The organism is Blastococcus sp. SYSU DS0541 (assembly GCF_054050875.1).
In genome coordinates this window covers 1-25,249 of record NZ_JBJHAD010000024.1, presented here as the reverse complement: position 1 = coordinate 25,249, position 25,249 = coordinate 1, and the positions used below count along the sequence as shown (strand labels likewise).

The window sequence follows — 25,249 nt, the reverse complement described above, 5'->3', positions numbered from 1 at the left end:
GGCCAGTCGCTCTCTGCCCCGCCCGAGTGGGCAGAGAGCGACCACCCGGAACGGCTTTCAGCCTCCGGCGGGGCGGGCGGGAGGGCCCGCGCTCAGGAGGTGACCCTCTCCGGGACCATCTCCCGCACGGCGGCCGCGACCATGTCCGCGGCGGCCGCGGTCAGGTGGGTCTCGTCCGTGCGCAGCAGCACGGAGCCGGCGAAGGCGGGGCAGCGGCCATCCGCGCAGAACAGCTCCCGGGTGTCCACGTACGTGACGTCGGCCCCGGCCTCCTGGAGCGTCTCCACCGCGGCCCGCTCGGCCTCGGTCTTGTCCAGGAAGCCGCGGCTGATCGACCGGACGCAGTCCTGCGGGCCGCTCAGGCGTCCCCCGCACGCGCGGGGGTCGGCGCCCAGCGGCGGGTTGCCGAGGACCACCACGGAGTCCACGAGCGGCGTCACCGCTTCGAGGGTCGACTCCAGGCCGCGCTGCCACTCCTCGATCGCGTCGTCGCCGGTGGCGCCGCTGACGAAGTTGCCGAAGTACCCCTGCCCGGCCGACATGACCAGCACGTCGGGGGCGGTCTCCTCGATGAATTCGAGCGTGCGCTCCCGCGCGGCCGCGCAATCCTCCGGGAAGCCGGGCGGCTCGGCCGGCGGCGCCGCGGCGACGTCGACGAGCGGGCAGGAGGCGAAGCCCAGCCCGAGCACCTGCCAGTCGTCGCCCGAGAACATGGCGTCGACCGTGGGCCCCCAGCTCATCGCCACCGAGTCACCGACCAGGAGCGCCGTGTTGGGCGCGTCCGCCGGCCCGTCCTGGCAGACCAGTGGCTCCCCTCCCGCCGTCACCGTGTTCCGGCACCCCGGCGCCTCGGTGCCCATCTCCTCCGCCTGCTGCGCGGGCCCGAGCCCGTCCAGGGAAGGCGTGAGGTCGTCCGGCCAGGAGTCCGCGGCCAGCGCCGCCTCGACCTGCTCCGCGAGCCGGTCCGCGCTCGGCCGCTCCCCCGTGGTGGAGGCCGCCGGACCAGCGCTGACGGTGTCGCTGCCGCGCAGCCACGCCGGCCCCCAGAACTGCGCCGCACCCACCACGAGCAGCACCCCGGCGACGCCGACCGGCAGCAGGTACCCGGGGCGGCGGGGCCTGGACCACCCGGAGGTCGGGCGGAAGGCGGGGCGCATCGCCAGGACGGGCCGCTCGATCCACCGGTAGGAGGCCGCGGAGAGGGCCAGCGTGAGCGCCAGGAGAGCCACCTGCACCGGGACGGAGCTGCCGAGGATGTCCACCCCGAACACCACGACCGGGAAGTGCCACAGGTAGATCGAGTACGACCACTGGCCCAGGCGCTGCGAGACCGGGTTGGTCAGCAGGACGGTGGCCGCCGACCGCGGCGGGTCGGCCAGCAGCACCATCGCCGTCCCGACCACGGGCGCGAGCACCCACGGGAACGGGAACGCCGAGGACGGCGAGATCACCACCGCGGAGCCGAAGATGACCGCGAGCCCGCCGACGGAGAGCCCCGCGCGGAACCGGTCGGCGACGACCGCCGGGCCCCCGACGACGGCGACGAGCCCCCCGACCAGCAGTTCCGAGGCGCGCGCGAGGGTGTCGAAGTACGCGGCCGTCGGGGCGGTGGCCGTCCGGTAGGCCGCCCACGCCAGCGAGATCGCGATCCCGACGCCGAGGATCCAGACCAGCCGGCCCGGCCGGCGGCGGAGGCCGAAGAGGCCGTAGGCGACGAGCAGGAGCAGCGGCCAGAGCGCGTAGAACTGCTCCTCGATCGAGAGCGACCAGTAGTGCTGCACCGGCGACGGCGGCCCCTGCGCCTGCAGGTAGTCCGCCCCGACGGCCACCAGGTGCCAGTTCTCGACGAACAGCGCCGCGGCCAGCGCGTCCACCGCGGTCTGGTTGGCCCGCGGCAGGAACCACAGCAGGTACCCGACGACGACGGTCACCACGAGCACGGCCATGGCCGCGGGCAGGATCCGCTTGGCGCGGCGCAGGTAGAAGTCGCGGAAGGAGACGGTGCCCGTCGACGCGAGCTCCCGGAGGAGCAGTGCGGTGATCAGGTAACCGGAGATCACGAAGAAGACGTCGACGCCGATGAAGCCGCCGTGCGGCCAGCCGAAGACGTGGTCGGCGACGACGAGCCCCACCGCCACGGCGCGCAGCCCCTGGATGTCGCTGCGGAAGCGCAGCAGGCCGCCGGGCGGCCGCGGCGTGGTCCGGCTCGCGGCCTGATCAGTCCCCGACATGGCCAGGAAGGTACGCGGACCGAGGTGTGCCCGTGGTCACCGAGCCGCGCGACTCCCCCGGTCGTGCGTCCGCCCGGCCGCGCCGCCCTGCGCTGACCCGGCGGCCCGCCGGCGCTGCGGGAGCCGCCGCCGGGTCAGCGCGTCGTCGTGTCGGCGTGTTCCTGCTGCCGTGCCGCCAGCCGCTGCTTCTGCGGGACGACCACGTACTTCGGGTCCTTGGTGCTGGCGATGCCGGCCTCGAAGACGCCGAAGCGGGTGAGCAGCGACCCGGCCGCCAGCAGCGTGCCCGAGGCGACCGCGCCCCAACGCCGCCGCCCGGCCACCGCCGTCAGGGTGGCGCCCGCCGCGGTGCACGCCTGCGCCGCGCGCATGAGGGTGCCGGGCCGGCCCTCGTGGAACGGCTCGCTCAGGATCCCGTGGTCGTTCTCCACCTTGTGCATCGCGGCCAGTTCGATCGCCGCGCCGGCGATCGCCATCTTCCGCGCGGGCCCGGCCTCCTCGACCGGCGTGAACATCATCGTGACGCCACCCCCGGCCGCCATCGCGGAACCACCGAAGACGTAGGGCAGCTGGGTGTACGCCGCGTGCCACGACGGCACCGCGGTGTTGGCCAGCAGCACCCCGGTGTAGGTCGCGAGCGGGCCGCCGAAGATCGCGCCCACCACGCCGCCGAAGCGCTTGAGCCGCGGGAACCAGCCGAGCAGCTCCACCGCCGCCGTCGCCGCGGCCGCCGCGCTGAACGGCGCCAGGATGTAGGAGCCGACCGACAGCGGCGAGGTCGGCTTGAACACCCGCAGCATGTGCAGGAAGCGCTCCGGGCGGCCGAGGTCGTGGATGAGGAAGACCACCGACGCCATCGACCCGGCCCCGGCGGTCAGCCGCGACACCCGGGTCAGCGTGGGCCGGTCGGTGAGGTCGGCGAGCGCGCCGAGGATCGCCGAGGAGCCGGCCGCCCCGCCCAGGAACAGGTAGAGCGGCACGTCCGGCGACTTCCACACCGGCGTCTTCACGATCTGCCGGCCGTAGTACGAGGTGAACTCGACGTCGTCCACCATCGCGACCTCGCCGCGGTGGCGGCCGCGGCCGTGCTTCCGGCGTCGCTTGCTGCCGGTGCGCTGCTGCACCGCCGGGCCGCGGTCGGCCTGGCGCCACCCGGCGCCGGGGCTGGTGATACCGCCGGTCATGTCAGCGCCTCCGCGAGCCGAGGACGGCGGTGACCGCGACCCCGACCATCATCACCGCGGCCTTGCCGGCCGCCTTCCACATCGCCGGCAGGTCCCGCGTGGTCACGACCGGGTCCGGCGGCAGGCCGTAGACCTCGGGCTCGTCGAGCAGCAGGAAGAACGCCCCGTCGCCGCCGACGCCGTCGTTCTCGTCCCGCCCGTACAGCCGCGCCGTCTCCACGCCCTGCGACTTGAGCGTCGCCAGCCGGGCGTCGGCGCGCTCCTGCAGCTCGTCGAGGTCGCCGAACTGGATGGACTGCGTCGGGCACGCCGTGGCGCACGCCGGCTGGAGCCCGTCGGTGAGCCGGTCGTAGCACATCGTGCACTTGAAGACGCGGCCGTCGTCCTTGCGCTGGTCGATGACGCCGTAGGGGCACGCCGCCACGCAGTAGCCGCAGCCGTTGCAGATGTCGCCCTGCACGACCACCGTGCCGTACTCGGTGCGGAACAGCGCCCCGGTGGGGCAGACGTCGAGGCAGCCGGCGTGCGTGCAGTGCTTGCAGACGTCGGAGCTCATCAGCCAGCGGATCTGCTTGTCCGCGCCCGACTGCCCGGTCTGCGGGTCGAACTCGCTCAGGGCCTCGGCGTTGAGCACGCTCTGCTGGGCGTTGGCCAGGCTGACGTCGTCCCCGGCCACCGCCGGGGACGGGCCGCTGCCGGCGCGGTCGTCGCCGGGCCGGCCGAACGTGGGCATCGGCAGGTCGACGGCGCGGCTCTGCTCGATGAACGCCACGTGCCGCCAGGAGTTCGCGCCCAGCTGCCCGGTGTTGTCGTACGACATGCCGGACAGGCCCAGGGCGTCGCGGACGCCGTGGGAGTCGTCCATCGGGAGGGTGTTCCACTCCTTGCACGCCACCTCGCACGCCTTGCAGCCGATGCAGACCGAGGTGTCGGTGAAGAAGCCCACCCGCTTGGGGTGCTCCTCCTCGTAGCCGGCCTCCGCCGTGACGTCGGGCAGCGGGCCGAACAGCCGGTTCTCCGGGTCGCGGCCGGTGAAGGCCGGGCTGGCCGAGCTGATCGTCATCTCGCTCCCCTCCTCTCGCGGTCGTGCCGACGCGGGCCGTCGACGTCCTCCCTCACCTCAGCGCGTCCACCCTCACCGCACACCCTGAGGGAGGACACGCCACGATCAGGGAACCTGATCCCAGCGGGGGTCACTGGGTGGACCCCTCGCCGGCCTCGGCGGCCACCGGGTCGCGGCCGTTCACGCCGACCTTCCCCGACGGCACCCCGGCCCGGCGGCGGTAGGACTCGACGAACTCCAGCAGCTCGGGCCCCCGCGGCCGCCGCCCCGCGACGATGTCGCAGGTGCTGACCTTGGACTCCTGGATGTGGGTGTTCGGGTCCATCACGATGCCGAGCAGGTCGTTGGCCGCATCACCGGTGGAGATGCCGGCGTAGGACCAGTGGTACGGCATGCCGATCTGGTGGACGACGGTGCCGTCGCGCAGCTTGATCGGCCGCACCCGCTCGGTCACCAGCACCTTCGCCTCCACGGCCGTGCGCGCGCTGACCAGCGTCGCGAACTCGCCGTTGCTCAGCCCCCGCAGCCGCGCCAGCTCGGGGCTCACCTCCACGAAGAACTCCGGCTGGAGCTCCGAGAGGTAGGGCAGCGTGCGGCTCATCCCGCCGGCGGTGTGGTGCTCGGTCAGCCGGTAGGTGGTGACGGCGAACGGGTAGACCTCGCTCCGCGTCGGGTTGGCCCGGTTCCACGGCCCCTCGATCATCTCGAGCGTCGGGTTGGCCTGCTGCTTGTAGAAGGCGTTCTCCACCACCGACTCGGCCGGCTCGTAGTGCGTCGGCAGCGGGCCGTCGACCACGCCCGCCGGCGCGAAGAGCCAGGCCTTGCCGTCGCCCTGCATGACGAACGGGTCGGTGCCGGCCAGCGCGTCCTGCGCCTTGGCGCCGTCCGGCGGCACGTAGTCCGGCCGCTTCTTCTTCTCGAAGTCGGGGACGTCGTCGCCGGTCCACTCGCCCGCGGCCTCGTCCCAGTACACGTACTTCTTGCGCTCGCTCCACGGCTTGCCGTCCGGGTCGGCCGACGCGCGGTTGTAGAGCATCCGCCGGTTGAGCGGCCAGGCCCAGCCCCACTCGGAGGCGACGGCGCCCTGCTCCTTCGCGGGCTTGCGCCGCGCGGACTGGTTCACCCCGTCGGCGTAGACGCCGCAGTAGATCCAGCAGCCGCCCGTGGTCGAGCCGTCGTCCTTCATCTGCATGTAGGAGTTCAGCAGCTGACCGTCGGGGCCGTAGCCGTTGATCTCGCGCAGCACGAGGTCCGCGCTCGGCTCCTCGTGCTCGCCCTCGGGGAGGTAGTCCCAGGTGAGGTCGAGCAGCGGGCGGTCCCGCGGGTCGGTGGAGTCCTTCAGCCGCTCGCGGAGGATCCGGCCGAGGTGGAAGTAGAACCACAGGTCGCTGCGGGCGTCGTTCGGCGGCTCGACCGCCTTGTGCCGCCACTGCAGCAGCCGCTGCGTCTGGGTGAAGGTGCCTTCCTTCTCCACGTGCGTGGCGGCCGGCATGAAGAAGACCTCGGTGCCGACCGTCTCCGGCGCGAGCTCGCCGGTCTCGTGCTCCGGGCCCTCCTTCCAGAAGGTCGCCGACTCGATCATCTGGAGGTCGCGGACGACCAGCCAGTCCAGGTTGGCCAGCCCGAACCGGTTCATCCGGCTGTTCGGGTGCCCGACCCCGGGGTTCTCGCCGACGAGGAAGTAGCCGGAGACCTTCCCCGCGATCATGTCGGCGATCGTCCGGTAGGAGCTGTGGTCGCCGTCGATCCTGGGCAGGTAGTCGAACGCGAAGTCGTTCTCCGGCGTCGCGGCGTCGCCCCACCAGGCCTTGAGCAGGCTGACCATGTAGGCGGGCTTGTTGCCCCAGAAGCCGCCCTTGCCGGCGGCGTCGGCGACGTAGTCCTCCAGGGTGTCGTGCTGGTGGGAGTGCGGCATCGGCAGGTAGCCCGGCAGCAGGTTGAACAGCGTCGGGACGTCGGTGGAGCCCTGGATGCTCGCGTGCCCGCGTAGCGCCATGATCCCGCCGCCGGGGCGGCCGATGTTGCCGAGCAGCGTCTGCAGGATCGAGCAGGTGCGGATGTACTGCGCGCCGACGCTGTGCTGCGTCCAGCCCACCGAGTACACCCACGCCGTCGTACGGTCGCGGCCGCTGTTGCTGGTGACCCACTCGGCGACCTGCGCGAAGACCTCCGGCTCGATGCCGCAGACCTCGGACACCATCTCCGGGGTGTAGCGGGCGAAGTGCCGCTTGAGCACCTGGAAGACGGTGCGCGGGTGCTGCAGGGTCTCGTCCCGCTTGGGCTTCGCCGGGATCGGCGGGCCACCGCTGCCGGCCGCCTGCGCGCGGTCGGACTTCTTGACGGCGGGGTCGTCCTCGAGCCGGTCCTGCTCGGCGGCCTCGGCCGGGTCGTCGGCGCCCGAGTGCGGGGGCTCCTCGAACTCGTACTGCCAGGTGTCCTCGTCGTACACCCGGTTCTTGGGGTCGTAGCCGGAGAACAGGCCGTCGAGGTCCTCGGAGTCGACGAACTCCTCGCCCACCAGCGCCGCGGCGTTGGTGTAGGCGACGACGTACTCCTCGAAGTACAGCTCGTTGCTCAGGACGTGGTTGATCAGGCCGCCCAGGAACGCGATGTCGGTGCCGATGCGCAGCGGGACGTGCAGGTCGGCGATCGCGCTGGTGCGGGTGAACCGCGGGTCGATGTGGATGATCTTCGCGCCGCGGGCCTTGGCCTCACCCACCCACTGGAAGCCCACCGGGTGGCACTCGGCCATGTTCGAACCCTCGATGACGATGCAGTCGGAGTTCGCGAGGTCTTCCAGGAAGTTCGTGGCGCCGCCACGACCGAACGAGGCACCCAGACCGGGCACCGTCGCGGAGTGCTATATGCGCGCCTGGTTCTCGATCTGGATCGCGCCCAGGGCGCTGTAGAGCTTCTTCATGAGGTAGTTCTCCTCGTTGTCGAGGGTCGCCCCTCCGAGGCTCGCTACTCCCATGGTGCGGTTGACGCGCTTGCCGTCGTTCTCGTCCTGCCAGCCCTTGCGCCGGGCCTCCAGGACGCGGTCGGCGATCATCTCCATCGCCGTGTCGAGCTCGAGGTCCTCCCACTCCGTCGCGAACGGACGGCGGTACTTCACCGTCGTGACGCGGGTGGGGCTGGTGACCAGCTGCTTGCTCGCCGACCCCTTGGGGCAGAGCCGGCCGCGGCTGATCGGCGAGTCGGGGTCGCCCTCGATCTGGACGATCTTCTCGTCCTTCACGTACACGTTCTGGGCGCAGCCGACGGCGCAGTACGGGCAGACGCTCTTCACGATCTTGTCGGCGGTGGCGGTGCGCGACACGGTGGCCTCGGTGGCCTTGCTGCGCGCGGCCTTGCCTCTGCCCAGGGGGTCGGAGCCGGTGAGCTGGCGGTACACCGGCCAGCTGTCGAGCCAGGTCTTCACGGGCGTCACTCTGCCACCCGGTGCCCCGCGCGGCGCGCCGACAGGCCCGCGCCCCGGGTCCGCATCCCCCGTGAGGACGACGGCGTCAGCCGCGTGCGCGGGCCTCCGCGTCCGCGACCCGGCCGGGCGGCGCGGCGAGCCCGACCAGCGCCAGGACGGCGACCGCCCACCCCGCGAGGACGAACAGGTCGCCGGCGTGCACCCCGTGGCTGCCGACCAGCGTCAGGAGCACCGGCCCCTCGTTGCTGTACTCACCGGTGATCAGCAGGAAGGCGAACCCGGACACGACGGCCCCGGCGACGGACGCGCAGAGCCAGCGGAGCATCCGGCCACGGTAACCGCGCCGGGGCGCGGGGCGCTCGTCCCCGGCGACGGCGGATGCGCTCGGCTCACCCACCGGCCGGCACCAGCGGCTCGACGAGGGGCTGCACCCGGTCGGCCACGGAGCGGTGCCCGGCCTCGGTGGGCGTCGCGCCGTCCTCGCCGACCAGCCCCTCCCCCGTCAGCCAGCCCTCCGCCAGCGGGTCGGCGAAGGCGATGCCGGTCGCCGCGGCGGCCGCGGAGACCGCGTCGCGGTCGGTCTGGATGTACCCGGGCGGAGGGAGCTCCGGCCACGCCGGGCCGACGGCCACCAGCGCGGCGTCCGGCGAGGCCGCGCGGGCCGCCTCGAAGGTCGCCTGCGCGGCGGCCTGCACGTCGGGGAAGGCGTCGTTGTCGTGGCGGGAGCCCGAGAAGACGACGACGTCCCAGTCACCGCCGGCGGCCTCGGCGTGCTGGGCGAAGGTCGCGCCCTCGGGCGGCGCGTCCAGGTAGCCGCTGCCGTCGGCCGCGGCGACGGTGAGCTCCACCGGGCGGGTGCCCCCGCCGGAGAGCCCGTCGGCGACCAGCTGCGGCCACGCGGTGACCCCCTCGGGCGCGAGGGCGGTGCCGTCGCCGACGACGAGCATCCGCAGCGGGACGGCGGCGGGGGCGGTCTCCTCCAGGCCCAGCCCTGCCGAGGCGGGGGCGGTGAACCCGGGCGGGGGTGGCCGGTTCAGGAGGAGGTAGGCCAGCGCCGAGACCGCCAGCAGGCCCAGCACCATGACGGCCCACGCCCAGCGGGGCGCCGGGGGGAGTCCAGCGACCACGCCGGGGACGGTACGCCGCGCGGCCTCCCCGCGGACCTCAGTTCTGCGCGCCGCCTCCGCTGCGCGACGGCGCACCGTCGCCCCGGTGCCCGTCCGTCGAGGGCGGGCCGGTGGAGGCCAGGCGGGCGGCCTGCGCCCGGCGCTGGGCGGACCGGCGCAGCAGCACCTGCGCCTGGGAGGCATCGGCGGTCCGGTGGGCCCGTTCGGCCAGGACGTCGGCGGTCTCCAGCAGGAGCGCGACCCGCCGCCGGTCCTCGCCCCGGACCTGCGGTCCGGGCAGCTGACCTGGGGTCATGCCCGCATCGTGGAGGAGGCCCGGCCGCCCCGCGACTCGGTGCCGCCGGGAGCTCTCCGACGGGGCTGGCGCGCGCCGTCGCCGTCGGCCCGGAGGCCCCAGTGCCGGGAACGCCCGCGTGACGGGCCGGTGAACAGCGGCGCCGCTCCCTGGTGCGCTCTCCCGGCCTGACCCACAGTGTGCGGGTGAGACCCGACGCCCGCGCCTGGTTCGCCGACCGCACGTCGACCGCGACCTCCCTCGACGCGATCGACGTCGATGCGCTGCTGCGGGCGAAACGCCGCGGCGGGCACCGGGTCAGCGTCGTCCTCCCCGCCCGCAACGAGGAGGCGACGGTGGGCCGGCTCGTCACCGACCTGCACGCCCACTGGGTGCGCGGCGTCCCTCTCGTCGACGAACTGGTCGTCGTCGACTCCGACAGCACCGACGCCACCGCCGCCGTCGCCCGGGCCGCCGGCGCCGAGGTCGTGGCCACCACCGACGTGCTGCCCGCCGCAGGCACCCGCCGCGGCAAGGGGGAGGCGCTCTGGAAATCGCTGGCCGCCACGACCGGCGACCTCGTCGTATTCCTCGACGCCGACCTGCTGGGCGACGTCGTCCACTACGTGCCGGGTCTGCTGGGGCCGCTGCTGGCCGACCCCCAGATCGCCTACGTGAAGGGCTGCTACACCCGGCCGCTGGAGGTCGGGGACACCGTGGTGCCCGCCGGCGGGGGCCGGGTCACCGAGCTCACCGCCCGGCCGCTGCTCAACGCGCTGTGGCCCGAGCTCGCCGGCATCGTGCAGCCGCTCGGGGGCGAGTACGCCGGCCGCCGCTCCGCGCTGGAGCAGGTGCCGTTCGTCTCGGCCTACGGCGTGGAGGTGGGGCTGCTCGTCGACCTGCTGCGCCTGGGCGGGCTCTCCTCGCTGGCCCAGGTCGACCTCGGCGAGCGCCGGCACACCTCGCAGGACGTCGAGGCGCTGGGCGAGATGGCCGGGCAGGTGGTCGCCACCGTGCTGGCCCGGGCCGCCTGCGCCGGTGAGCCGAGCGGGCTGCTCACCCAGTTCCGGCGCGACGGCACGGGGTTCGTGCCCCGCAGCAGCGCCGTCGCGGTCGACGAGCGCCCGCCGATGATCACCGTCGCCGAGTACCGGGCGCGACTGGCCGTCTGACGGCGGCACCCGTCGTCGCGAGGGCCGTCCCGCACGGGGAAGATCGCTGTGTGCCGCACGACCGCTCCACGCCCCCGCACCCGGTGACCGGCCCCGAGGTCGTCGCGCACCGCGGGGCGACGGCGGAGGCGCCCGAGCACACGCTGGCCGCCTACCGGAACGCCACGGTCATCGGCGCCGACGCGGTGGAGTGCGACGTGCGGATGACCCGCGACGGCGTGCTGGTCTGCGTCCACGACCGCAGGGTCCGGCACACCTCGAACGGCCGCGGCGTCGTCTCCGCCCTGGACCTCGCCGAGCTCGAGCAGTTCCGGTTCGGCGCCCGGCGGGCGCGGCGGATCCGGGTGGACGACGCGGTCGCCGCGGACGAGCCCGACGTCGAGAACGGGCGGGTGCTCACCCTCGACCGGCTGCTGGAGTACGTCTCCGCGACACCGGGGAGCGTCCGGCTCGCCATCGAGACCAAGCACCCGACCCGGCACACCAACCGCGTGGAGCAGGAGCTGGTGCGCTCGCTGCGCCGCTACGGCCTCCTGCGGGGCGACCGGCCGGCGCAGTGGGGCGGGCGGCCGGCGTTCCGGGTGATGAGCTTCTCCCAGCTCGCGGTGCGCCGCGTCCACGCACTGGCCCCCGGCGTCCCGACCGTGCAGCTCATCGGCAAGCGGCTGCGCGCCGTGCGGACCGAGCTGCTGGCGGGCGCCGCGCACGGCGTCGGCCCCGGGGTCGCGCTGGTGCGGGCCGACCCGGGGTTCGTCGCGCAGGCGCACGCCGCGGGCAAGGAGGTCCACGTGTGGACGGCGAACACGCCCGCCGACATCGATTTCCTGGTCGGGCTCGGGGTCGACGCCCTCATCACCGACCGGCCGGACGAGGCGCTCCGACGGCTGGGCCGCGGGACGACCCCTGCCGCCTGACGCACCCGCCTGCCGTCACCCGGCAGGTCCACGGGCACGGTCAGTCTCTGCCCACGGGGTGTGGGCAGAGCGCCAGCGTCCGCCGGACCCTCACTCACCTCGGGCGCGGGCCCCGAGGTCGCGGGCGGGCGGGCCTGGTCAGGTGGAGGCGGTGGAGAGGTCGAGGCGGTCCAGCGCGGCGGCGAGGTCGCCGGGGGTGTCGAAGACGTCGAGAGCCCCCGCCCCGCGCAGCTCGTCGTCGCCGAACCCGCCGGAGCGCACCACGAGCGCGGGCATGTCGGCGTTCTTCGCGGCCTCCACGTCGTAGACCGAGTCCCCCACGACGACAGCCGGCGTCGACGCCGGCTCACCGAGCTTGCGCAGGGCCACCTGCAGGAGGTCGGGCGCGGGCTTGCTGGACTCGACGTCCTCGCTGGTCGTCCACGTCTCCGCGAGGTCCCGGGCGCCCAGCAGGTCGAGGAAGTGGTCGACGTGCTGCGCCTTGCCGGAGCTGGCCAGCACGACCCGATGACCGCGGTCGCCGAGGGCGGTGAGCAGGTCGCGGGCGCCCGGCAGGGCAGCGACCTCGTCGATGAGCCGGTCGAACTCGACCACCCAGCGGTCACGCGACTCCTGGCCGATGCGCTCCTCGACCTCGTCCCCGCCCAGCGCGGCCGGCAGGCGGTCACCACCCATGCCGATCAGCCGGTGGATGCGCCAGACGGGGAAGGTCTCGCCCAGCGACCGGAAGGCCCGGTACCACGCGAGGGCGTGCTGGTAGTTGCTGTCGACGAGGGTGCCGTCGACGTCGAGGACGGCGATGCGGAGGTCGGTCACCCTCCCGGGCTGCCCACGCGCGGCACGACCGAACCCCACCCCGCCTCAGCGCGAGTGGTCGAGCAGCCCGCGGACCGTCTCGCCGGCGGCCTGGTCGCGGTAGCCCTGGTTCACCTCGTCGAGCGCGTAGCGGCGCGTGATGAGCCGGTCCAGCTCCAGCCGGCCCTCCTCGTGCAGCCGCAGCAGCCGCGGGATGTCGGTGAACGGGTTGCACGAGCCGAACATCGCGCCCTGCACCCGGTGCTCGAGCACCGTGGTGACCTGCCCGTTGAGCGTCGCCCGTCCCTCGTCGGGGCGGTCGGCGAGCGCGGTCAGCACGAGGGTGCCGCCCTTGCCCAGGCACGCCGAGGCTGCCTTGAAGACCTCGCCGGTCATCTTCCCCACCGTCACGACGACGACGTCGGCGCCGGTGCCGCGGGACAGCTCGCGGGCCAGGCCCACCGCCTCACCGGCGTCGGCGACCGTGCGGGTGGCGCCCAACGACTCGGCGAACTCCCGCTTCATGGCCACCGGGTCGACGCCGATCACGTGCATCGCGCCCGCGTGCACCGCGCCCTGCACGGCGTTGACCCCCACCCCGCCGAGGCCCACCACGACCACCGTGTCACCGGGCCGGACGCCGCCGGAGTAGACCGCCGAGCCCCAGCCGGTGGGCACGCTGCAGGCGACCAGGGCCGCGGTGTCCAGCGGCAGCCAGGGATCGATCCGCACGCAGGAGAACTCGCTGAGCAGCGTGTGCCGCGCGAAGGCGCCGATCATGCAGAAGCCGCCCAGCGGCTCGCCGTCGAGGCGGTAGGGGAACGTGCCGGTGGGCAGCTGCCCGGTGGCGATGGTGGCGCCCTTGTCGCAGAGGTTGGACCGGCCGGAGGCGCAGAACCGGCAGTGCCCGCACGCGGGCAGGAAGCTGGTGACGACGTGGTCTCCCGGCGCCACGCCGGTGACGCCGGCGCCGACGGCCTGGACGACGCCGGAGCCCTCGTGCCCGCCGACGATCGGGTAGCGCCCGCCGGGGTTGGCGTGCCGCAGGTGCTCGTCGGAGTGGCAGAGGCCGGCGTACGCCATCTCGACCAGCACCTCGCCGGGCCCGGGGTCCAGGACCTCCAGGTCCACGACCTCGTACTCGGTCCCCGCCTCGCGCAGCACCGCAGCTCTCGTCCGCACCGGGCGGCCCCTCCTCGCAGTCGTCGTCCGGGGCGCCCGGCCCTCTGCCGGGTCGACCCGCGGCCATCGTGCCTGGTGGGCCCGGACGTTCGGCGCAGACCCCCAGGGCGGCCGGGCCCGGCAGACCGCTCGGTCGGCCGTCCGGGCGATCACCACGATGGGTGCCTAGGCTGTTCACCGTGGGTGATCTGACGGACCGGCGAGCGCGCAAGAAGGCGCAGACGCGGGCGCACGTGCGGGCGGTCGCCCACGAGCTCTTCGCCGAGCGCGGGTTCGACGCGGTCACGATCGCCGACGTCGCGCGCCGTGCCGACGTCGCCGTCCAGACCGTGTTCAACCACTTCTCCACCAAGGAGGAGCTGTTCTACGACGGGCGCACCCCGTGGGTGTCCGGCCCGGCCGACGCGGTGCGCCTGCGGCCCGCCGGCCAGTGCCCGCTCGCCGCCCTGAGCGGCTACCTCAGCGCCTTCGTGCACGACCGGGTCGCCGCCCTGGGGGACGCCGACCACCGGCTCCACGTGCGGCTGGTCGCCGAGTCCGAGGCCCTGCGCGCGCACGAGCGCGACCTGGCCTTCGAGAGCGAGCGGCTGCTCACCGAGGCGCTGGCCGAGGCCTGGAGCGACCAGGCCCGCGCCGACGACGGCCCGACACCCGAGGACGTGGCCACGACGGCGACGGTCACGGCGGCCACCTGGCTCTCCGCCGTCCGGGCGCTGATGGTCCGGCACCGGCCGCTGGTCGCCTCCGGTGCGGACGCCACCCAGGCCGGCGCGGAGCTGGAGCGGGTCACCGCCCTGGTGCTCGACGGGCTCGCGGACACCGCGAGCCTGCTGCTGGACCGGCTGCGCGGGATCCCCGCGGCCCAGGCCGGTCCGCAGCCCTCGCGCCAGGCCTGCTGACCCGGCGGAGGCTCAGACGGCGACGGTCTCGCCGACCGGCCGCATCAGCGGCAGCAGCACCTCGTCGGCGACGAACTCGACCTGCTCGGCGGTCAGCGGCTCGGCCATCCGGTAGCGCTGCCACCAGAACGCCTCGAGCACCGAGGTGAGCAGCCGCAGCCGCTCGAGCCGCACGGGCTCCCCGCGCTGCTGGGCGCGCTCCCCGAGGGTCTGGACGGCGGCGGCGAGCGGGCGCACCAGCGCCTCGTCGAGCCCCGCGCGCAGCTCCTCGTCGTGCCGGGCCGCGCCCACGAGGCTGGCCACCGCGCGCTCCTGCCGGTCCAGCGGACGGGTCCAGCGGTCGGTGATCAGACCCAGCAGGTCCGCGCGCAGCGAGCCGGCGTCCTGGGGCACGACCACCAGCTCGAAGCGGCTCACCGCCGCCCGGGCCATCGCCGCCATGGACGGCCAGCGGCGGTAGATGCCGGCTTTGCCCGCGCGGGCGCGGGCGGCGATGCGGTCGCTGTTCAGCCGACCCCACCCCTCGTCGGCCAGGATGTCGACGGCGACGGCGAGCAGCTGCTCGGACAGCTCCGGGCTCAGCGGACGCCCCGGCGTGCCGCTCACGACGCCGTCCCGAAACGGCTAGTCATATGCACCGGGACATACTCACCCGCGAACGGACCCACCACAACGATCTCGATCATCTGGGTGTGGCCGACTTCTCTCCGCAACCGCCGGGCGGACCCGACCGCGCTGCTCAGGCCCCCGCGGCGCTCTCGACCTGAACCTTCAGCTTCGCGCCGTCGTCGGAGAGCCGGCCGCGCGCGCGGGCGCCGGCGACCATCTCGTCCCACCGCGTGTTCCAGTCCGGCGCCGTGGCGCGCGGCTCGGCCGCGGCGCGCAGCGCGGCGACGTCGAGCACCGCCGTCTCGGCGTCCTGGAGCCGGCCCAGGCCGGACCGCTCCAGCGCCTCGGCCGCCTCCTCGTCGGTGACGGCGCCCAGGGCCAGGTGCATGCTGCCCAGGTCGTCGACGTCGACCACCCGCGCCTCGGGGCGCTCGTCGGCGCCCGTGACCACCTCGACGATCATTCGGTCCTCCTCGGTCAGACGTGCCAGGGGAAGCGGGTGAAGTCGGGATCGCGCTTCTCGAGGAAGGCGTCCCGGCCCTCGACGGCCTCCTCGGCCATGTAGGCCAGCCGGGTGGTCTCCCCGGCGAAGAGCTGCTGGCCGACCAGGCCGTCGTCGATCAGGTTGAACGAGTACTTGAGCATCCGCTGGGCGGTCGGGCTCTTGGCCACGATCGCCCTGCCCCACTCGAGCGCCGTGCGCTCCAGCTCGGCCTGCGGCACCACGCGGTTGACCATGCCCATGGCGTGCGCGTCGGCGGCGGTGTACTCCTCGCCGAGGAAGAAGATCTCCCGGGCGAACTTCTGGCCGACCTGCCGCGCCAGGTAGGCCGAGCCGAAGCCGCCGTCGAAGCTGCCGACGTCGGCGTCGGTCTGCTTGAACCGGGCGTGCTCGGCGCTGGCCAGGGTCAGGTCCGAGACGACGTGCAGGCTGTGCCCGCCGCCGGCCGCCCAGCCCGGGACGACGCAGATGACCACCTTGGGCATGAAGCGGATCAGCCGCTGCGCCTCGAGGACGTGCAGCCGACCGCTGCTGCGGCCCTTGTCGTGCTCGTAGCCGTACTTCCCGCGCACCCGTTGGTCGCCGCCGGAGCAGAACGCCCAGCCGCCGTCCTTGGGGCTGGGCCCGTTGCCCGTCAGGATCACGCACCCGACGTCGGTGGACAGCCGGGCGTCCTCCAGCGCGGTGATCAGCTCGTCGACGGTCTGCGGCCGGAACGCGTTGCGCACCTCCGGGCGGTCGAAGGCGATGCGGACGACGCCGGCGTCGACGGCCCGGTGGTAGGTGATGTCGGTGAAGTCGAAGCCCTCGACCGGCGCCCACGCGGAGCTGTCGAAGATCTCGGAGACGTCGTCGCGGGCGCTCATGCGCCGAACCTAACCCTCGGGGACATCGGCCCGACGATGCCCCGTGACCACGGGTTCTACGCGCCGTCGCCGGCGAGGAGCGGCCGCAGCCGGTCGAGCGAGGCGGCCAGGCCCGGGTGCAGGGCCACCGCGGCCAGCCCCGCCAGCGGCACCCACGCCACGCCGTCGCTCTCGCCGTCCAGCCGCAGATCGACCGCCTCGAACGGGCGCACCGGCCGGGCGAGCACCGTGGTGTAGGCCCAGCCCCCGTGGTCGTCGACGGACCTCTCGCCCAGGACGAGGTCGGCGGCGCCGAGCCCCAGCTCCTCACCCACCTCGCGCAGCGCGCCGTCGGCGGGCGACTCCCCGACGTGCAGCGCTCCTCCCGGCGTTCCCCACGTTCCGCCGTGGTGGGACCACCACGCCCGGTGCTGCAGGAGCAGCTCGACGCCGTCCGGTCCGTCGCGGTGGATCAGCAGGCCGGCCGCGCCGGCCCGCCCCCAGTGGCGGTGCCCCTGGCTGCAGGCGGTCCAGCCGTCGGTCGAGGAGAGCACGACGGCCAGTGAACCCGGTCGCGCGCCGCCGCGCCGCCGGGCCGGGTCAGGAGGTGTGCCGCGGGAGCTCGCGCTCTGCCCCGCCGGGGTGGGCAGAGCGCTATGTGCCCAGGACTACGTTGCAGGGAGGCACCCACGTCCGACGGAGGAGCGCACACCGATGAGCACCACGACGACCATGGCCGAGCTGAGCGGGCTCACCGGCACCGAGCTCGGCACCAGCGACTGGCACGAGGTCACCCAGGAACACGTGGACCAGTTCGCCGAGGCGACCGGTGACCACCAGTGGATCCACGTCGACGTCGAGCGGGCGAAGAAGGAGAGCCCCTTCGGCGGCCCGATCGCGCACGGCTACCTCACGCTCGCGCTGCTCGCCTCCCTCTCGGGGCAGGTCCTCGCCGTGACCGACACGGTGATGGGCGTCAACTACGGCCTGAACAAGGTGCGCTTCCCCTCCCCGGTGCCGGTGGGCTCGCGGGTGCGGCTGACCGCGACCCTGAAGTCGGTCGAGGAGGTCACCGGCGGCCTGCAGGTGACGCTCGGGGCCGTGATCGAGCGTGAGGGCGGCGACAAGCCGGTCTGCATCGCCGAGCCGGTCTTCCGCTACTACGGCGGCTAGACCCGGGTGCGCATCGCCGTCTTCACCGGGTCGCACGCCGGCCCGCCGGCCCACCAGGAGGCCGCCGCGGCCTTCGCCACCGGGCTGGCCCGGGCCGGCGTCGGCATCGTCTACGGCGGTGGCCGCGTCGGGATGATGGGCGTCGTCGCCGACGCCGCCCTCGCCGCCGGCGGGGAGGTCGTGGGCGTGATCCCGCAGCACCTCGTCGACGACGAGCTCGCCCACCCGGGGCTCCCCCGCCTCGAGGTGGTCGCGACCATGCACCAGCGCAAGGCGCTGATGGCCGACCTCGCCGACGCCTTCGTCGCCCTCCCCGGCGCCGCGGGCACCCTCGAGGAGCTGTTCGAGGCGTGGACGTGGGGGATGCTCGGCCTGCACGCCAAGCCGGCCGCGCTGCTGGACGTCGACGGCTTCTGGCAGCCGCTGCTGGCCCAGCTGCGGCGCATGGTCGACGACGGCTACCTGGACGCGGGCCGGCTCGACGCGCTCGGCGTGGTGGGCGACGCCGAGGGCCTGCTGCGGTTCGCCGCGGCCTACGAGCACCCGCCGCGGAAGTGGACCGCGCCCTCCTCGTCCTGACCTGCGCAGTCGTAACCCCGTGGCAACACGGTCCGTGGTGCACTGGGCCGATGGCACCCCGCCTCGTCCGCCAGTCGCGGATCGTCCACGGGCACAAGCGGGCCTTCCTCCTCGCCGGGGAGGGCCCGCCGCTGCTCCTGCTCCACGGCATGGGGAACAACTGCCAGACCTGGGCCGGGGTCATCGACCGCCTCGCCCGGTCCCACACCGTCATCGCCCCCGACCTGCTGGGGCACGGCGACTCGGACAAGCCCCGGGGCGACTACTCCATCGCCGCCTACGCCAACGGGATGCGCGACCTGCTCTCGGTGCTCGACGTCGAGCGGGCCACCGTGGTCGGGCACTCCCTCGGCGGCGGCATCGCCCTGCAGTTCGCCTACCAGTTCCCCGAGCGGTGCCAGCGGCTGGCGCTCGTGGGCAGCGGCGGGCTCGGACCGGAGCTCTCCGCGGGGCTGCGGGCCGCCACCCTGCCCGGCGCGGAGCTCGTGGTGACCGCCCTCGCGGGCGTCTCCGGCCCGCTCCGCAGCGGCCTGCGGGTGGTCGAGACGGTCGGTCGCGCCGCGGGCTGGCGGCAGGTCGGCGACCTCGCCGAGGCCGTCGACGCGCTCCTCGCGCTGCAGGACGTCGAGGCGCGGCGGGCGTTCCTGCGCACCCTGCGCGGGGTGGTCGACGTCCGCGGCCAGGCGGTCACCGCGCTCGACCGGCTCTACCTCGCCGACTCCGTGCCCATGCTGGTCATCTGGGGTGGCCGCGACCCGATCGTCCCGGCGCAGCACGCCGAGACCGTGCGCACCGCCGTCCCCTCGGCCCGGGTGGAGGTGTTCGAGGACGCGGGGCACTGGCCGCACCTGGACGAGCCCGACCGGTTCTGCGAGGTGCTGCTCGACTTCATCGCCACCACCGAGCCGGCGGACCACGACCTGGACAGCTGGCGGCGGCTGCTCTCGCAGAACTGGGACGGCGTCCCGCGCCCGGTCGCGCGCTGACCAGCGGCCCTCCCCTAGCGTCGGGCGGGTGGAGCACTGGGACGTCGTCGTCGTCGGGGGTGGACCGGCCGGCGCCGCCGCCGCCCTGGCCGCCCGGCGGGCCGATCCGGGCAGCCGCGTCCTGGTGCTCGACCGCGCGGACTTCCCCCGCGACAAGGTGTGCGGCGACGGCATCGCCGCCGAGGCGCTCGACGTCCTCGTCGGGCTGGGCGTGGACCCGGCCACCGTCACCGACGGGTTCCCCGCCGTCCCGCGGCTGCGGCTGACCTCCCCGCGCGGCACCACGGTGGAGCGGGCCACCGAACGCCCCTCGCACGTGATCCCCCGCGCCGTGCTGGACGCGCGGCTCGTCGCGGCCGCCCAGGACGCCGGCGCGGTGCTGCGCCGGCACCAGGTGCGGCAGCTCCGGCTGCTCCCCGACCGCGTGGAGGTGGACGGGTCCGTCACCGCCGGGGTGCTGATCGGCGCCGACGGCGCGGAGTCGGTGGTCCGCCGGGCGCTGCGCGTGCAGCGGAACCCGCCCACCCGGCTCGCCGTCGCGCTGCGCGGCTACGCCCCCGAGCTGCCGGGGCAGGCCGGGGTGCAGGTCATCGTCACCACCGAGCAGCGCTGGCCCGCCTACGCCTGGTCCTTCCCGATCGGCGACGGGTGGGCCAACGTCGGCTACGGCGAACTGGTCTCCGGCGGGGCGACCCGGGCGGGCCTGGAGGACGGGCTGCGCCGGCTGCTGCCCGGCGTCGCGCCCGACGGCCTGCGCGCCCACCGGCTGCCGCTGAGCACCGGTCGCCCCCGGCAGCCCGACGGGCGGGTGCTGCTGGCCGGCGACGCCACGTCCCTGATCAACCCGCTCACCGGCGAGGGCATCTTCTACGCGCTGCTCTCCGGCGCCCTGGCCGGCGCGGCGGCCGCGGCCGGGGCGGGAGCCGGGGCCGCCTACCGGCGGGCGCTGGGCCGCCGGCTGGGCCGGCACCTGCGGCACTCCTCGACGGCGTCCTGGCTGAGCCACCGGCCGGCCCTCGTCGACGCGGTGCTCCGCTCCGCCGGGTCGCGGCAGCCGGTCTTCGACGACGTGGTGCGCCTCGGCCTGGCCGACGGCCGGCTCACCCTCCGGGCGCTCGCCGGAGCGGCGCGCCACCTGCCCCGCAACGAGGCCGCGGGTCAGCGCAGCGCGGTCACCAGCGGGATGCCGGAGGCCCCGTAGGTCTGCACGACGAAGCCGAGCTCGGCGAGGGTGTCGGCGAGGGCGGCGTCCATGACCTCCTGCACCGCCTCCAGCGCCGCGTCGCCCCGCGAGCGCTGCACGCCCATCCGGTCGTGGGTGCGCCAGCTGACCAGGACCCCGCAGGAGGCGGCCTCGGGCACCAGGCAGACCCCGCCCCCCGTCCCGGCGCCTGCGGCGTCGTGCAGCGGCAGCCCCGCCTCGACCAGCGCGGCGGCGACCTCCACGACCAGGGTGGTCAGCGGGTCGGTGTCGGTCAGCAGCGCGTCCCAGTCCTCGGGGAGCCGGTCCAGCTGGTCGCCGAGCTCGGCCAGCCAGGCGCGGTCCGCCGGGGAGGGGCGGGGAGCGATGCCGCCGCCGGCGCGCGGGGCCCCGAAGACGGAGACCGCCGCCAGCCCGCCGGCCAGCGCCGCCCAGTCGGCGTCGATCCGGTCCTCGAACGGGCCGGCCAGCACCTGTGCCGCCTCGTCGACCAGCCACCAGCCGTGCCCGGCGCCCGGAGCGGCGACGGCGACGCGGGCCGGGGCGGGGGCCTCGGCGGCGGGGCGGACGGCGACGGCGACCCCCCGGGGGCGCGGCTGCCCCTGCCCGCCGCCGGCGGGAGCGGCGGCGACGCGGCGGCCGGCCGGATGGGTGCCCGAGGAGCGCGCCGCGGCGCGCTGGGCCTGCTCGCCGGCGGCGGCACGGGCGTGCTCGTACCGGGCGGTGGAGCTGGTGCCGAGCGCGACCACCACCGCGGTGCAGAGCAGGAAGCCCAGCACCGTCGCGGCCGGCCACAGCAGCATCGTGCCCATGATCACCAGGGGACTCCTCCGTGCGCGCGTCGCGGCCGGGGAAGTGCCGCGATCACGGCAGAAGCTACGGCTGTCCGGACTCCCCGTCGGCGGGTTCGACGCCACTCCGGAAGGCCCGTCACCCGATCGTTGCGACCGGCCCCCCGATGGGGCGGTCACCCCTCGCCCGGGTCGCCGCCATGTCGACTTCGCACCCGCTGACCAGCGCGGATGCCCCCGGTGCGACCTCGGTCACCCCCGATCCGGCCGCCGGTCCGGCATGTCGCGGGACAGGCCCGCGGCGCGCGGCGTCCCGGAACGCGGAACGGCCCGCCGGCGGGTGCCGGCGGGCCGTTCGCGTGGTTCTACCGGGTCAGTTGACCCGGACCTGCATGAGGGCACCCGCGGCGCTCATCCCGGTGACGGTGATCGTCGTCCCGGTCTCGGGCACGTCGACGCCGGTCCAGCCGGTGGCGTCGGGCTGCTCGCCCGGCGCGACCCACCAGTCCTTGGTGTCGTCGAAGGTGCGCACGGCCGGGAGGCCGCCGACCTTCTGGCCGACACCGGTGTCCGGGTCGTGGAGGGTGATCTTGTCGGTCGCCTGGAGCCCGAAGGTGGAGTCGTAGGACTGCACCCGTGCGCGCCAGCTCTCCCCGTTCGTGCGGTCCTCGCCCTCGTCGTCGGTGGGCTCGTAGAGCAGGCCCGGGTGGGCGTCGACCGGCAGGACCAGGCCCGCACCGGGGTGGGTGCCGACGTTGTTGTCGTTGTACTGGGTGTTCCAGTAGCTGATCAGCAGACCGTCCTGGTACGGGAAGTGCTCCACCCAGTTCGGCCGGCGCGGGTCGCCGAAGTTGTACGGCCCCGTCTTCAGCCCGGTGTCGTAGCCCGTGTAGGCCCGGTTCTCCAGGATGTAGGCGTTGAAGTACGAGTTCGTCGTCGTCCCGGTGGTCACCTCGAAGCCGTCCAGCGTCCACTCGGTCACGGCGGCGTCGTCGACGGCCACGGCGTCGACCTGCAGGCCCGGCTCGGTCGCCGCGCCGTCGGTCCAGTAACGGAAGCCGATCTGCGCGCCGTCGGGCACGCCCGCCAGGCTCGCCGTCAGGTCCACCCACTCGCCGTCGGTGCTGCCGGTGATGCCCTGGCCGAAGTTCTGGCCGTTGGGGTCGGTCGTCGTCGACAGGTTCGTCGGGATCGAGGTGAAGGAGTTGCCGCCGTCGGTGGACCAGACCGCGTAGGCGTAGTCCCAGTCCTGCTCGATCTGGTACCTGACCTTGGCGGTCAGCTCACCGGCGCCGGCCGGCTTGGCGGCCAGCATGCTGTGGTCGAGGTTGTCGCCCGAGCCCGAGTACCAGAAGTCCTCGCCCTCGAACGGCGTGCCGATCTCGGTGGTGACCTCCCTCTCCGGGAGGACGACGACGGCGGCCTGGTTCTCCTTGGAGTTGTAGGCCGACGGGCCGAGGCGCAGGTCGGCGCTCTCACCCGGATCCACGACCTCGTAGTTGAGCCAGCCCAGCTGCAGCTTCTCCCAGGCGCCCATGTGGATCGGCTGGGTGCCGATGCCGTCCTCGGGGCGACCGGAGTTGCCGTAGGAGCCGGAGCTCATCAGCGTCCAGAAGGCGGTGCTGTTCTCCGCGCCGCCGCTGTTGCCCGAGGTGTCGTAGAGGTCGGGCAGGCCGAGGTCGTGGCCGAACTCGTGGGCGAAGACGCCGACGCCACCGTTCTCGGGCTCGACGGTGTAGTCACCGATCCAGTACTTCGAGCCGCCGACCGGCGTGCCGCCCAGCGGGTTGACCGCACCGTTCACGGTCGGGCCGGCGGTGCCGACCCGGTTGGTCTGGTTGTACCAGCGGTGGCTCCAGATGGCGTCGTCGCCGAGGACGCCGCCGCCGACCTCCTCGCCCTCGCCGGAGTGCACGGCCTGGAAGTGGTCGATGTAGCCGTCGGCCTCGTCGAAGTTGCCGTCGCCGTCGGAGTCGTAGCGGTCCCAGACGTCGAACTGCGAGAGGTACTGGTCGATCTGCTCGGGGGTCTGCCCCGCCGCGATCTGCCGGTCGTACCAGGCGTTGACCGAGTCGTTGATGAAGGCCCAGACGGCGCTGTCGCCCAGGTCGTTGTCGCCGTAGGAGGCGCCGGTGCCCGGCACCTGCACCCAGTCCTCGACCTCACCGGTGACGGTGTAGCGGCCCGAGGAGAGCTGCTCGTAGAAGTTCGCCACCGAGTTGACGCCGGGCGCGCTGCTGTAGAGCAGGGTGTCGAAGTACCCCTGCGAGAAGTCCTCGGTCCAGATGGTGCTGTTGTCCACCGACCGGTCCGGCTGGGGGATCGAGTTGTGCGGCAGGTCGCTGAACTCGCCGAGGACGGTCCAGATCGCGTCGCTGTCCTCCTGGGCCAGTTCGACGTAGCGGCCGCGCGCCACCTCGACGACCTTGTTGTCGCCACGCGGCGTGGCCTGCCCGGTGAGGACCTGCTCGAGCGCCTCGGCGCGCAGCTCCTGCTGCGTCTCGGCGAGCGGGTTGGGCAGGTCGTGGGCGCGCTGGGGGTTCGCGGGCGCGCCTTCAGCGGGGGGTGCGGCGGAAGCCGTCACGGGAACCGCCATGACCAGGGCGGCGCCGGCGACGACGGCCAGAGCTCTCTTCAAGGATGCGTCTCCTGGGTCAGAGGAAGACCGTCCAGCCGACCGGCGGGGGGCCACCGGCGGCCCTCTCGGGCGGTCGGCCGGGACGTTAGGTGAGCCTCGCAACCCTGTCCACACAGCGGTACGGACCGGTCACGCACCGGAGCGTGACCGAGCGTCAGCGACTGCCGCAGCGACCTGGCTCTTTACCCTTGCGAAACGGTTTCGGATGCGCCGGAAACGGTTCGGCGTCGTCTCACGCGCTGGGACGCGGCGTGCCGTTCTGAGACGTCCGACACATCCGCGGCCGGGCGGCACGGGCTCGGGAGCAAGGCACCGCCCGGACCCACCAATCGTGGGTCCGGGCCATGCCGATGTCCTGCGACATCACACTGCGGAGGGCGTGGGATTCGAACCCACGAAGAGGGGTTACCTCTTAGCGGTTTTCAAGACCGCCGCCATCGGCCACTAGGCGAGCCCTCCTCCGGGCTCCTGACCTGCGACTCTGCGCGCGGGACAGGGGATCGGCGATGTCGACGGTAGCAACGCCGGTCACGTCACGGCCATGGAAGGCAGGACATGCACCACTGGGCCGTCACCTCCGTGCCGCCCACGGGCCAGGACCAGAGGCCCGAGGACTCGGCGCTGCGCGACTGCCCGACCGGCTGACCGGTGCCGGGACTCAGGCCGACAGCACCGCGGTGAACGTGGCGCCGCCGTCGGTGGACTCGAGCAGGCCGTGGTCGGTCACCACGAGGACGCGCAGGTCGCCGTCGTCGGTGGTCGCCGCGACCGCCTGCGGCGTCCCGTCCAGCTGCCCCTGCTGCACCCAGCTGACCGCGCCGTCGGTGCTGGTCCACACCGCCCCGTCCGGTGTGATCCCGACCGCGGCCGTGCCGTCGCCGGACCAGGTGACCACCTGCAGCAGCGGCACGTCGTCCACCGGCGCCCACGTCGCTCCGGCATCGGTGGAGCGCAGCAGCCCCGCGCCGGTGGTGGCGAGCACCTGGCCGTCGGGGGCGGCGGCGAGGGTGTGCGGCTCGGCCGGGATGCCCAGCGGCTCCCAGGTGGTGCCGTCGGTGGTGCGGCGCAGGGTCCCGTCATAGCCCAGCGCGCCGCCGCCGGGCAGGGCGGTCAGGGCGTGGAAGTCCGACTCGCCGGCGCGCGACAGCGGTGTCCAGGTCGTCCCGCCGTCGGTGCTCTCGATGAGCCCGACCGGGTTGGGCAGGTCGGTGCGCAGCCCGGGGTGACCCGAGGCCAGGTAGTGGTCGGGGCCGACGACGGTGAACCCCATGAGGTCGATGACCGGGCCGACGGCTGCCGGCCCACCGTCGGCGTCGACGGTGATCAGCCCCTCGTGGGTGGCCAGCAGCAGTGCACCGTCGCCGGGGTCGACGGCGACGGCGTGCACGTGCGCGGTCGGCAGCGTGCCGGTGGTGTCGCCGGTCGCGGGGGGCGCAGCGGGAGTGCCGGTGGCCGCGCAGCCGGTCAACGGGGTGAGCAGGACGGCGCCGGCGAGGGCGGCACGAGCGGTGCGGCTCGTGGGCATGGTGGGAACTCCAGGGTGGTGGTGCAGGGGGGACGGGGGTGGGGGTGGGGGGGGGGGGGGGGGGGGGGGGGGGGGGGGGGGGGGGGCGCGCCGGCCGGGCGCGGGCGGCCGGGGTCGTGCTCGGTTTCATTCTAGATG

Annotated in this window: 22 protein-coding genes, 1 tRNA gene and 1 pseudogene; 7 read left to right on the top strand and 17 right to left on the bottom strand. The window is 74.4% G+C overall.

Annotation, left to right across the window (positions count from 1 at the left end):
* Positions 1 to 92: 92 nt before the first annotated feature.
* The 7 genes and pseudogenes from ACI794_RS19430 to ACI794_RS19400 all read right to left on the bottom strand — a co-directional run bounded on the left by ACI794_RS19430 (position 93) and on the right by ACI794_RS19400 (position 9,321).
* Positions 93 to 2,231 (bottom strand): acyltransferase family protein, encoded by a 2,139-nt coding sequence (locus ACI794_RS19430; RefSeq protein WP_456617144.1) that lies wholly within the window; start codon positions 2,229 to 2,231, stop codon positions 93 to 95.
* A gap of 134 nt (positions 2,232 to 2,365) precedes the next feature.
* On the bottom strand, positions 2,366 to 3,415 hold the full coding sequence (gene nrfD / locus ACI794_RS19425) for an NrfD/PsrC family molybdoenzyme membrane anchor subunit (RefSeq protein WP_456617143.1): 1,050 nt from the start codon (positions 3,413 to 3,415) through the stop codon (positions 2,366 to 2,368).
* 1 nt (position 3,416) lies between these two features.
* Positions 3,417 to 4,478 (bottom strand): 4Fe-4S dicluster domain-containing protein, encoded by a 1,062-nt coding sequence (locus ACI794_RS19420; RefSeq protein WP_456602886.1) that lies wholly within the window; start codon positions 4,476 to 4,478, stop codon positions 3,417 to 3,419.
* A gap of 130 nt (positions 4,479 to 4,608) precedes the next feature.
* A pseudogene (gene fdh, locus ACI794_RS19415) lies at positions 4,609 to 7,899 on the bottom strand (formate dehydrogenase).
* Positions 7,900 to 7,984: 85 nt separating this feature from the next.
* Positions 7,985 to 8,224, bottom strand: a complete 240-nt coding sequence (locus ACI794_RS19410; RefSeq protein WP_456602885.1) for a hypothetical protein — start codon at positions 8,222 to 8,224, stop codon at positions 7,985 to 7,987.
* A 64-nt stretch (positions 8,225 to 8,288) separates the two neighbouring features.
* Positions 8,289 to 9,026 (bottom strand): hypothetical protein, encoded by a 738-nt coding sequence (locus ACI794_RS19405; RefSeq protein WP_456617142.1) that lies wholly within the window; start codon positions 9,024 to 9,026, stop codon positions 8,289 to 8,291.
* Positions 9,027 to 9,063: 37 nt separating this feature from the next.
* Positions 9,064 to 9,321, bottom strand: coding sequence for a hypothetical protein (locus ACI794_RS19400; RefSeq protein WP_456617141.1), 258 nt, complete (start codon positions 9,319 to 9,321; stop codon positions 9,064 to 9,066).
* Positions 9,322 to 9,506: 185 nt separating this feature from the next.
* Between ACI794_RS19400 and ACI794_RS19395 the strand changes: the two genes are divergently transcribed.
* Together ACI794_RS19395 and ACI794_RS19390 are read left to right on the top strand one after the other, a co-directional pair.
* Positions 9,507 to 10,472 (top strand): glucosyl-3-phosphoglycerate synthase, encoded by a 966-nt coding sequence (locus tag ACI794_RS19395; protein WP_456617140.1) that lies wholly within the window; start codon positions 9,507 to 9,509, stop codon positions 10,470 to 10,472.
* Between the two features lie 50 nt (positions 10,473 to 10,522).
* Positions 10,523 to 11,386: a glycerophosphodiester phosphodiesterase gene (locus ACI794_RS19390; RefSeq protein ID WP_456602881.1), complete on the top strand. Its 864-nt coding sequence runs from the start codon at positions 10,523 to 10,525 to the stop codon at positions 11,384 to 11,386.
* 138 nt (positions 11,387 to 11,524) lie between these two features.
* Here the strand turns inward: ACI794_RS19390 and ACI794_RS19385 are convergent, their stop codons facing one another.
* Both ACI794_RS19385 and ACI794_RS19380 read right to left on the bottom strand, forming a co-directional pair.
* Complete coding sequence (locus ACI794_RS19385) at positions 11,525 to 12,202, bottom strand: HAD family hydrolase (protein ID WP_456617139.1); 678 nt, start codon at positions 12,200 to 12,202, stop codon at positions 11,525 to 11,527.
* Positions 12,203 to 12,247: 45 nt separating this feature from the next.
* Entirely contained in the window at positions 12,248 to 13,363 is a 1,116-nt protein-coding gene (locus tag ACI794_RS19380) for an NDMA-dependent alcohol dehydrogenase (protein ID WP_456617138.1), read from the bottom strand.
* 179 nt (positions 13,364 to 13,542) lie between these two features.
* Here ACI794_RS19380 and ACI794_RS19375 point away from each other — a divergent pair, with 179 nt between their 5' ends.
* Positions 13,543 to 14,262, top strand: coding sequence for a TetR/AcrR family transcriptional regulator (locus ACI794_RS19375; RefSeq protein WP_456602878.1), 720 nt, complete (start codon positions 13,543 to 13,545; stop codon positions 14,260 to 14,262).
* Between the two features lie 12 nt (positions 14,263 to 14,274).
* Here ACI794_RS19375 and ACI794_RS19370 read toward each other — a convergent pair whose 3' ends face one another.
* The 4 genes from ACI794_RS19370 to ACI794_RS19355 form a co-directional block, all read right to left on the bottom strand.
* A complete protein-coding gene (locus tag ACI794_RS19370; protein ID WP_456602877.1) occupies positions 14,275 to 14,868 on the bottom strand; it encodes a TetR-like C-terminal domain-containing protein in 594 nt (197 codons plus the stop codon).
* A gap of 133 nt (positions 14,869 to 15,001) precedes the next feature.
* Positions 15,002 to 15,334 carry a hypothetical protein gene (locus tag ACI794_RS19365; protein ID WP_456602876.1) on the bottom strand — a complete coding sequence of 111 codons (333 nt, stop codon included), beginning with the start codon at positions 15,332 to 15,334 and terminating at the stop codon, positions 15,002 to 15,004.
* A gap of 14 nt (positions 15,335 to 15,348) precedes the next feature.
* Entirely contained in the window at positions 15,349 to 16,239 is an 891-nt protein-coding gene (locus ACI794_RS19360; protein ID WP_456617137.1) for a 1,4-dihydroxy-2-naphthoyl-CoA synthase, read from the bottom strand.
* Between the two features lie 56 nt (positions 16,240 to 16,295).
* Positions 16,296 to 16,772 (bottom strand): NUDIX domain-containing protein, encoded by a 477-nt coding sequence (locus ACI794_RS19355; RefSeq protein ID WP_456617136.1) that lies wholly within the window; start codon positions 16,770 to 16,772, stop codon positions 16,296 to 16,298.
* A 160-nt stretch (positions 16,773 to 16,932) separates the two neighbouring features.
* Here ACI794_RS19355 and ACI794_RS19350 point away from each other — a divergent pair, with 160 nt between their 5' ends.
* From ACI794_RS19350 to ACI794_RS19335, 4 genes are read left to right on the top strand one after another with little or no spacing between them, the layout of a single operon-like run.
* Positions 16,933 to 17,391 (top strand): MaoC family dehydratase, encoded by a 459-nt coding sequence (locus tag ACI794_RS19350; RefSeq protein WP_456617135.1) that lies wholly within the window; start codon positions 16,933 to 16,935, stop codon positions 17,389 to 17,391.
* Between the two features lie 6 nt (positions 17,392 to 17,397).
* Positions 17,398 to 17,970, top strand: coding sequence for an LOG family protein (locus tag ACI794_RS19345; RefSeq protein ID WP_456617134.1), 573 nt, complete (start codon positions 17,398 to 17,400; stop codon positions 17,968 to 17,970).
* A 50-nt stretch (positions 17,971 to 18,020) separates the two neighbouring features.
* Positions 18,021 to 18,956: an alpha/beta fold hydrolase gene (locus tag ACI794_RS19340; protein ID WP_456602872.1), complete on the top strand. Its 936-nt coding sequence runs from the start codon at positions 18,021 to 18,023 to the stop codon at positions 18,954 to 18,956.
* Between the two features lie 28 nt (positions 18,957 to 18,984).
* Positions 18,985 to 20,157, top strand: coding sequence for a geranylgeranyl reductase family protein (locus ACI794_RS19335; RefSeq protein WP_456617133.1), 1,173 nt, complete (start codon positions 18,985 to 18,987; stop codon positions 20,155 to 20,157).
* Here the strand turns inward: ACI794_RS19335 and ACI794_RS19330 are convergent.
* From ACI794_RS19330 to ACI794_RS19315, 4 genes are all read right to left on the bottom strand, one after another.
* Positions 20,115 to 20,969, bottom strand: coding sequence for a hypothetical protein (locus tag ACI794_RS19330; protein ID WP_456617157.1), 855 nt, complete (start codon positions 20,967 to 20,969; stop codon positions 20,115 to 20,117). The two genes, ACI794_RS19335 and ACI794_RS19330, sit on opposite strands and share 43 nt — an antisense overlap.
* A gap of 352 nt (positions 20,970 to 21,321) precedes the next feature.
* Complete coding sequence (locus tag ACI794_RS19325) at positions 21,322 to 23,586, bottom strand: immune inhibitor A domain-containing protein (RefSeq protein WP_456617132.1); 2,265 nt, start codon at positions 23,584 to 23,586, stop codon at positions 21,322 to 21,324.
* Between the two features lie 371 nt (positions 23,587 to 23,957).
* Positions 23,958 to 24,045: transfer RNA gene (locus tag ACI794_RS19320), tRNA-Ser, on the bottom strand.
* Positions 24,046 to 24,244: 199 nt separating this feature from the next.
* Complete coding sequence (locus ACI794_RS19315; protein ID WP_456617131.1) at positions 24,245 to 25,111, bottom strand: F510_1955 family glycosylhydrolase; 867 nt, start codon at positions 25,109 to 25,111, stop codon at positions 24,245 to 24,247.
* Positions 25,112 to 25,249 lie beyond the last annotated feature (138 nt).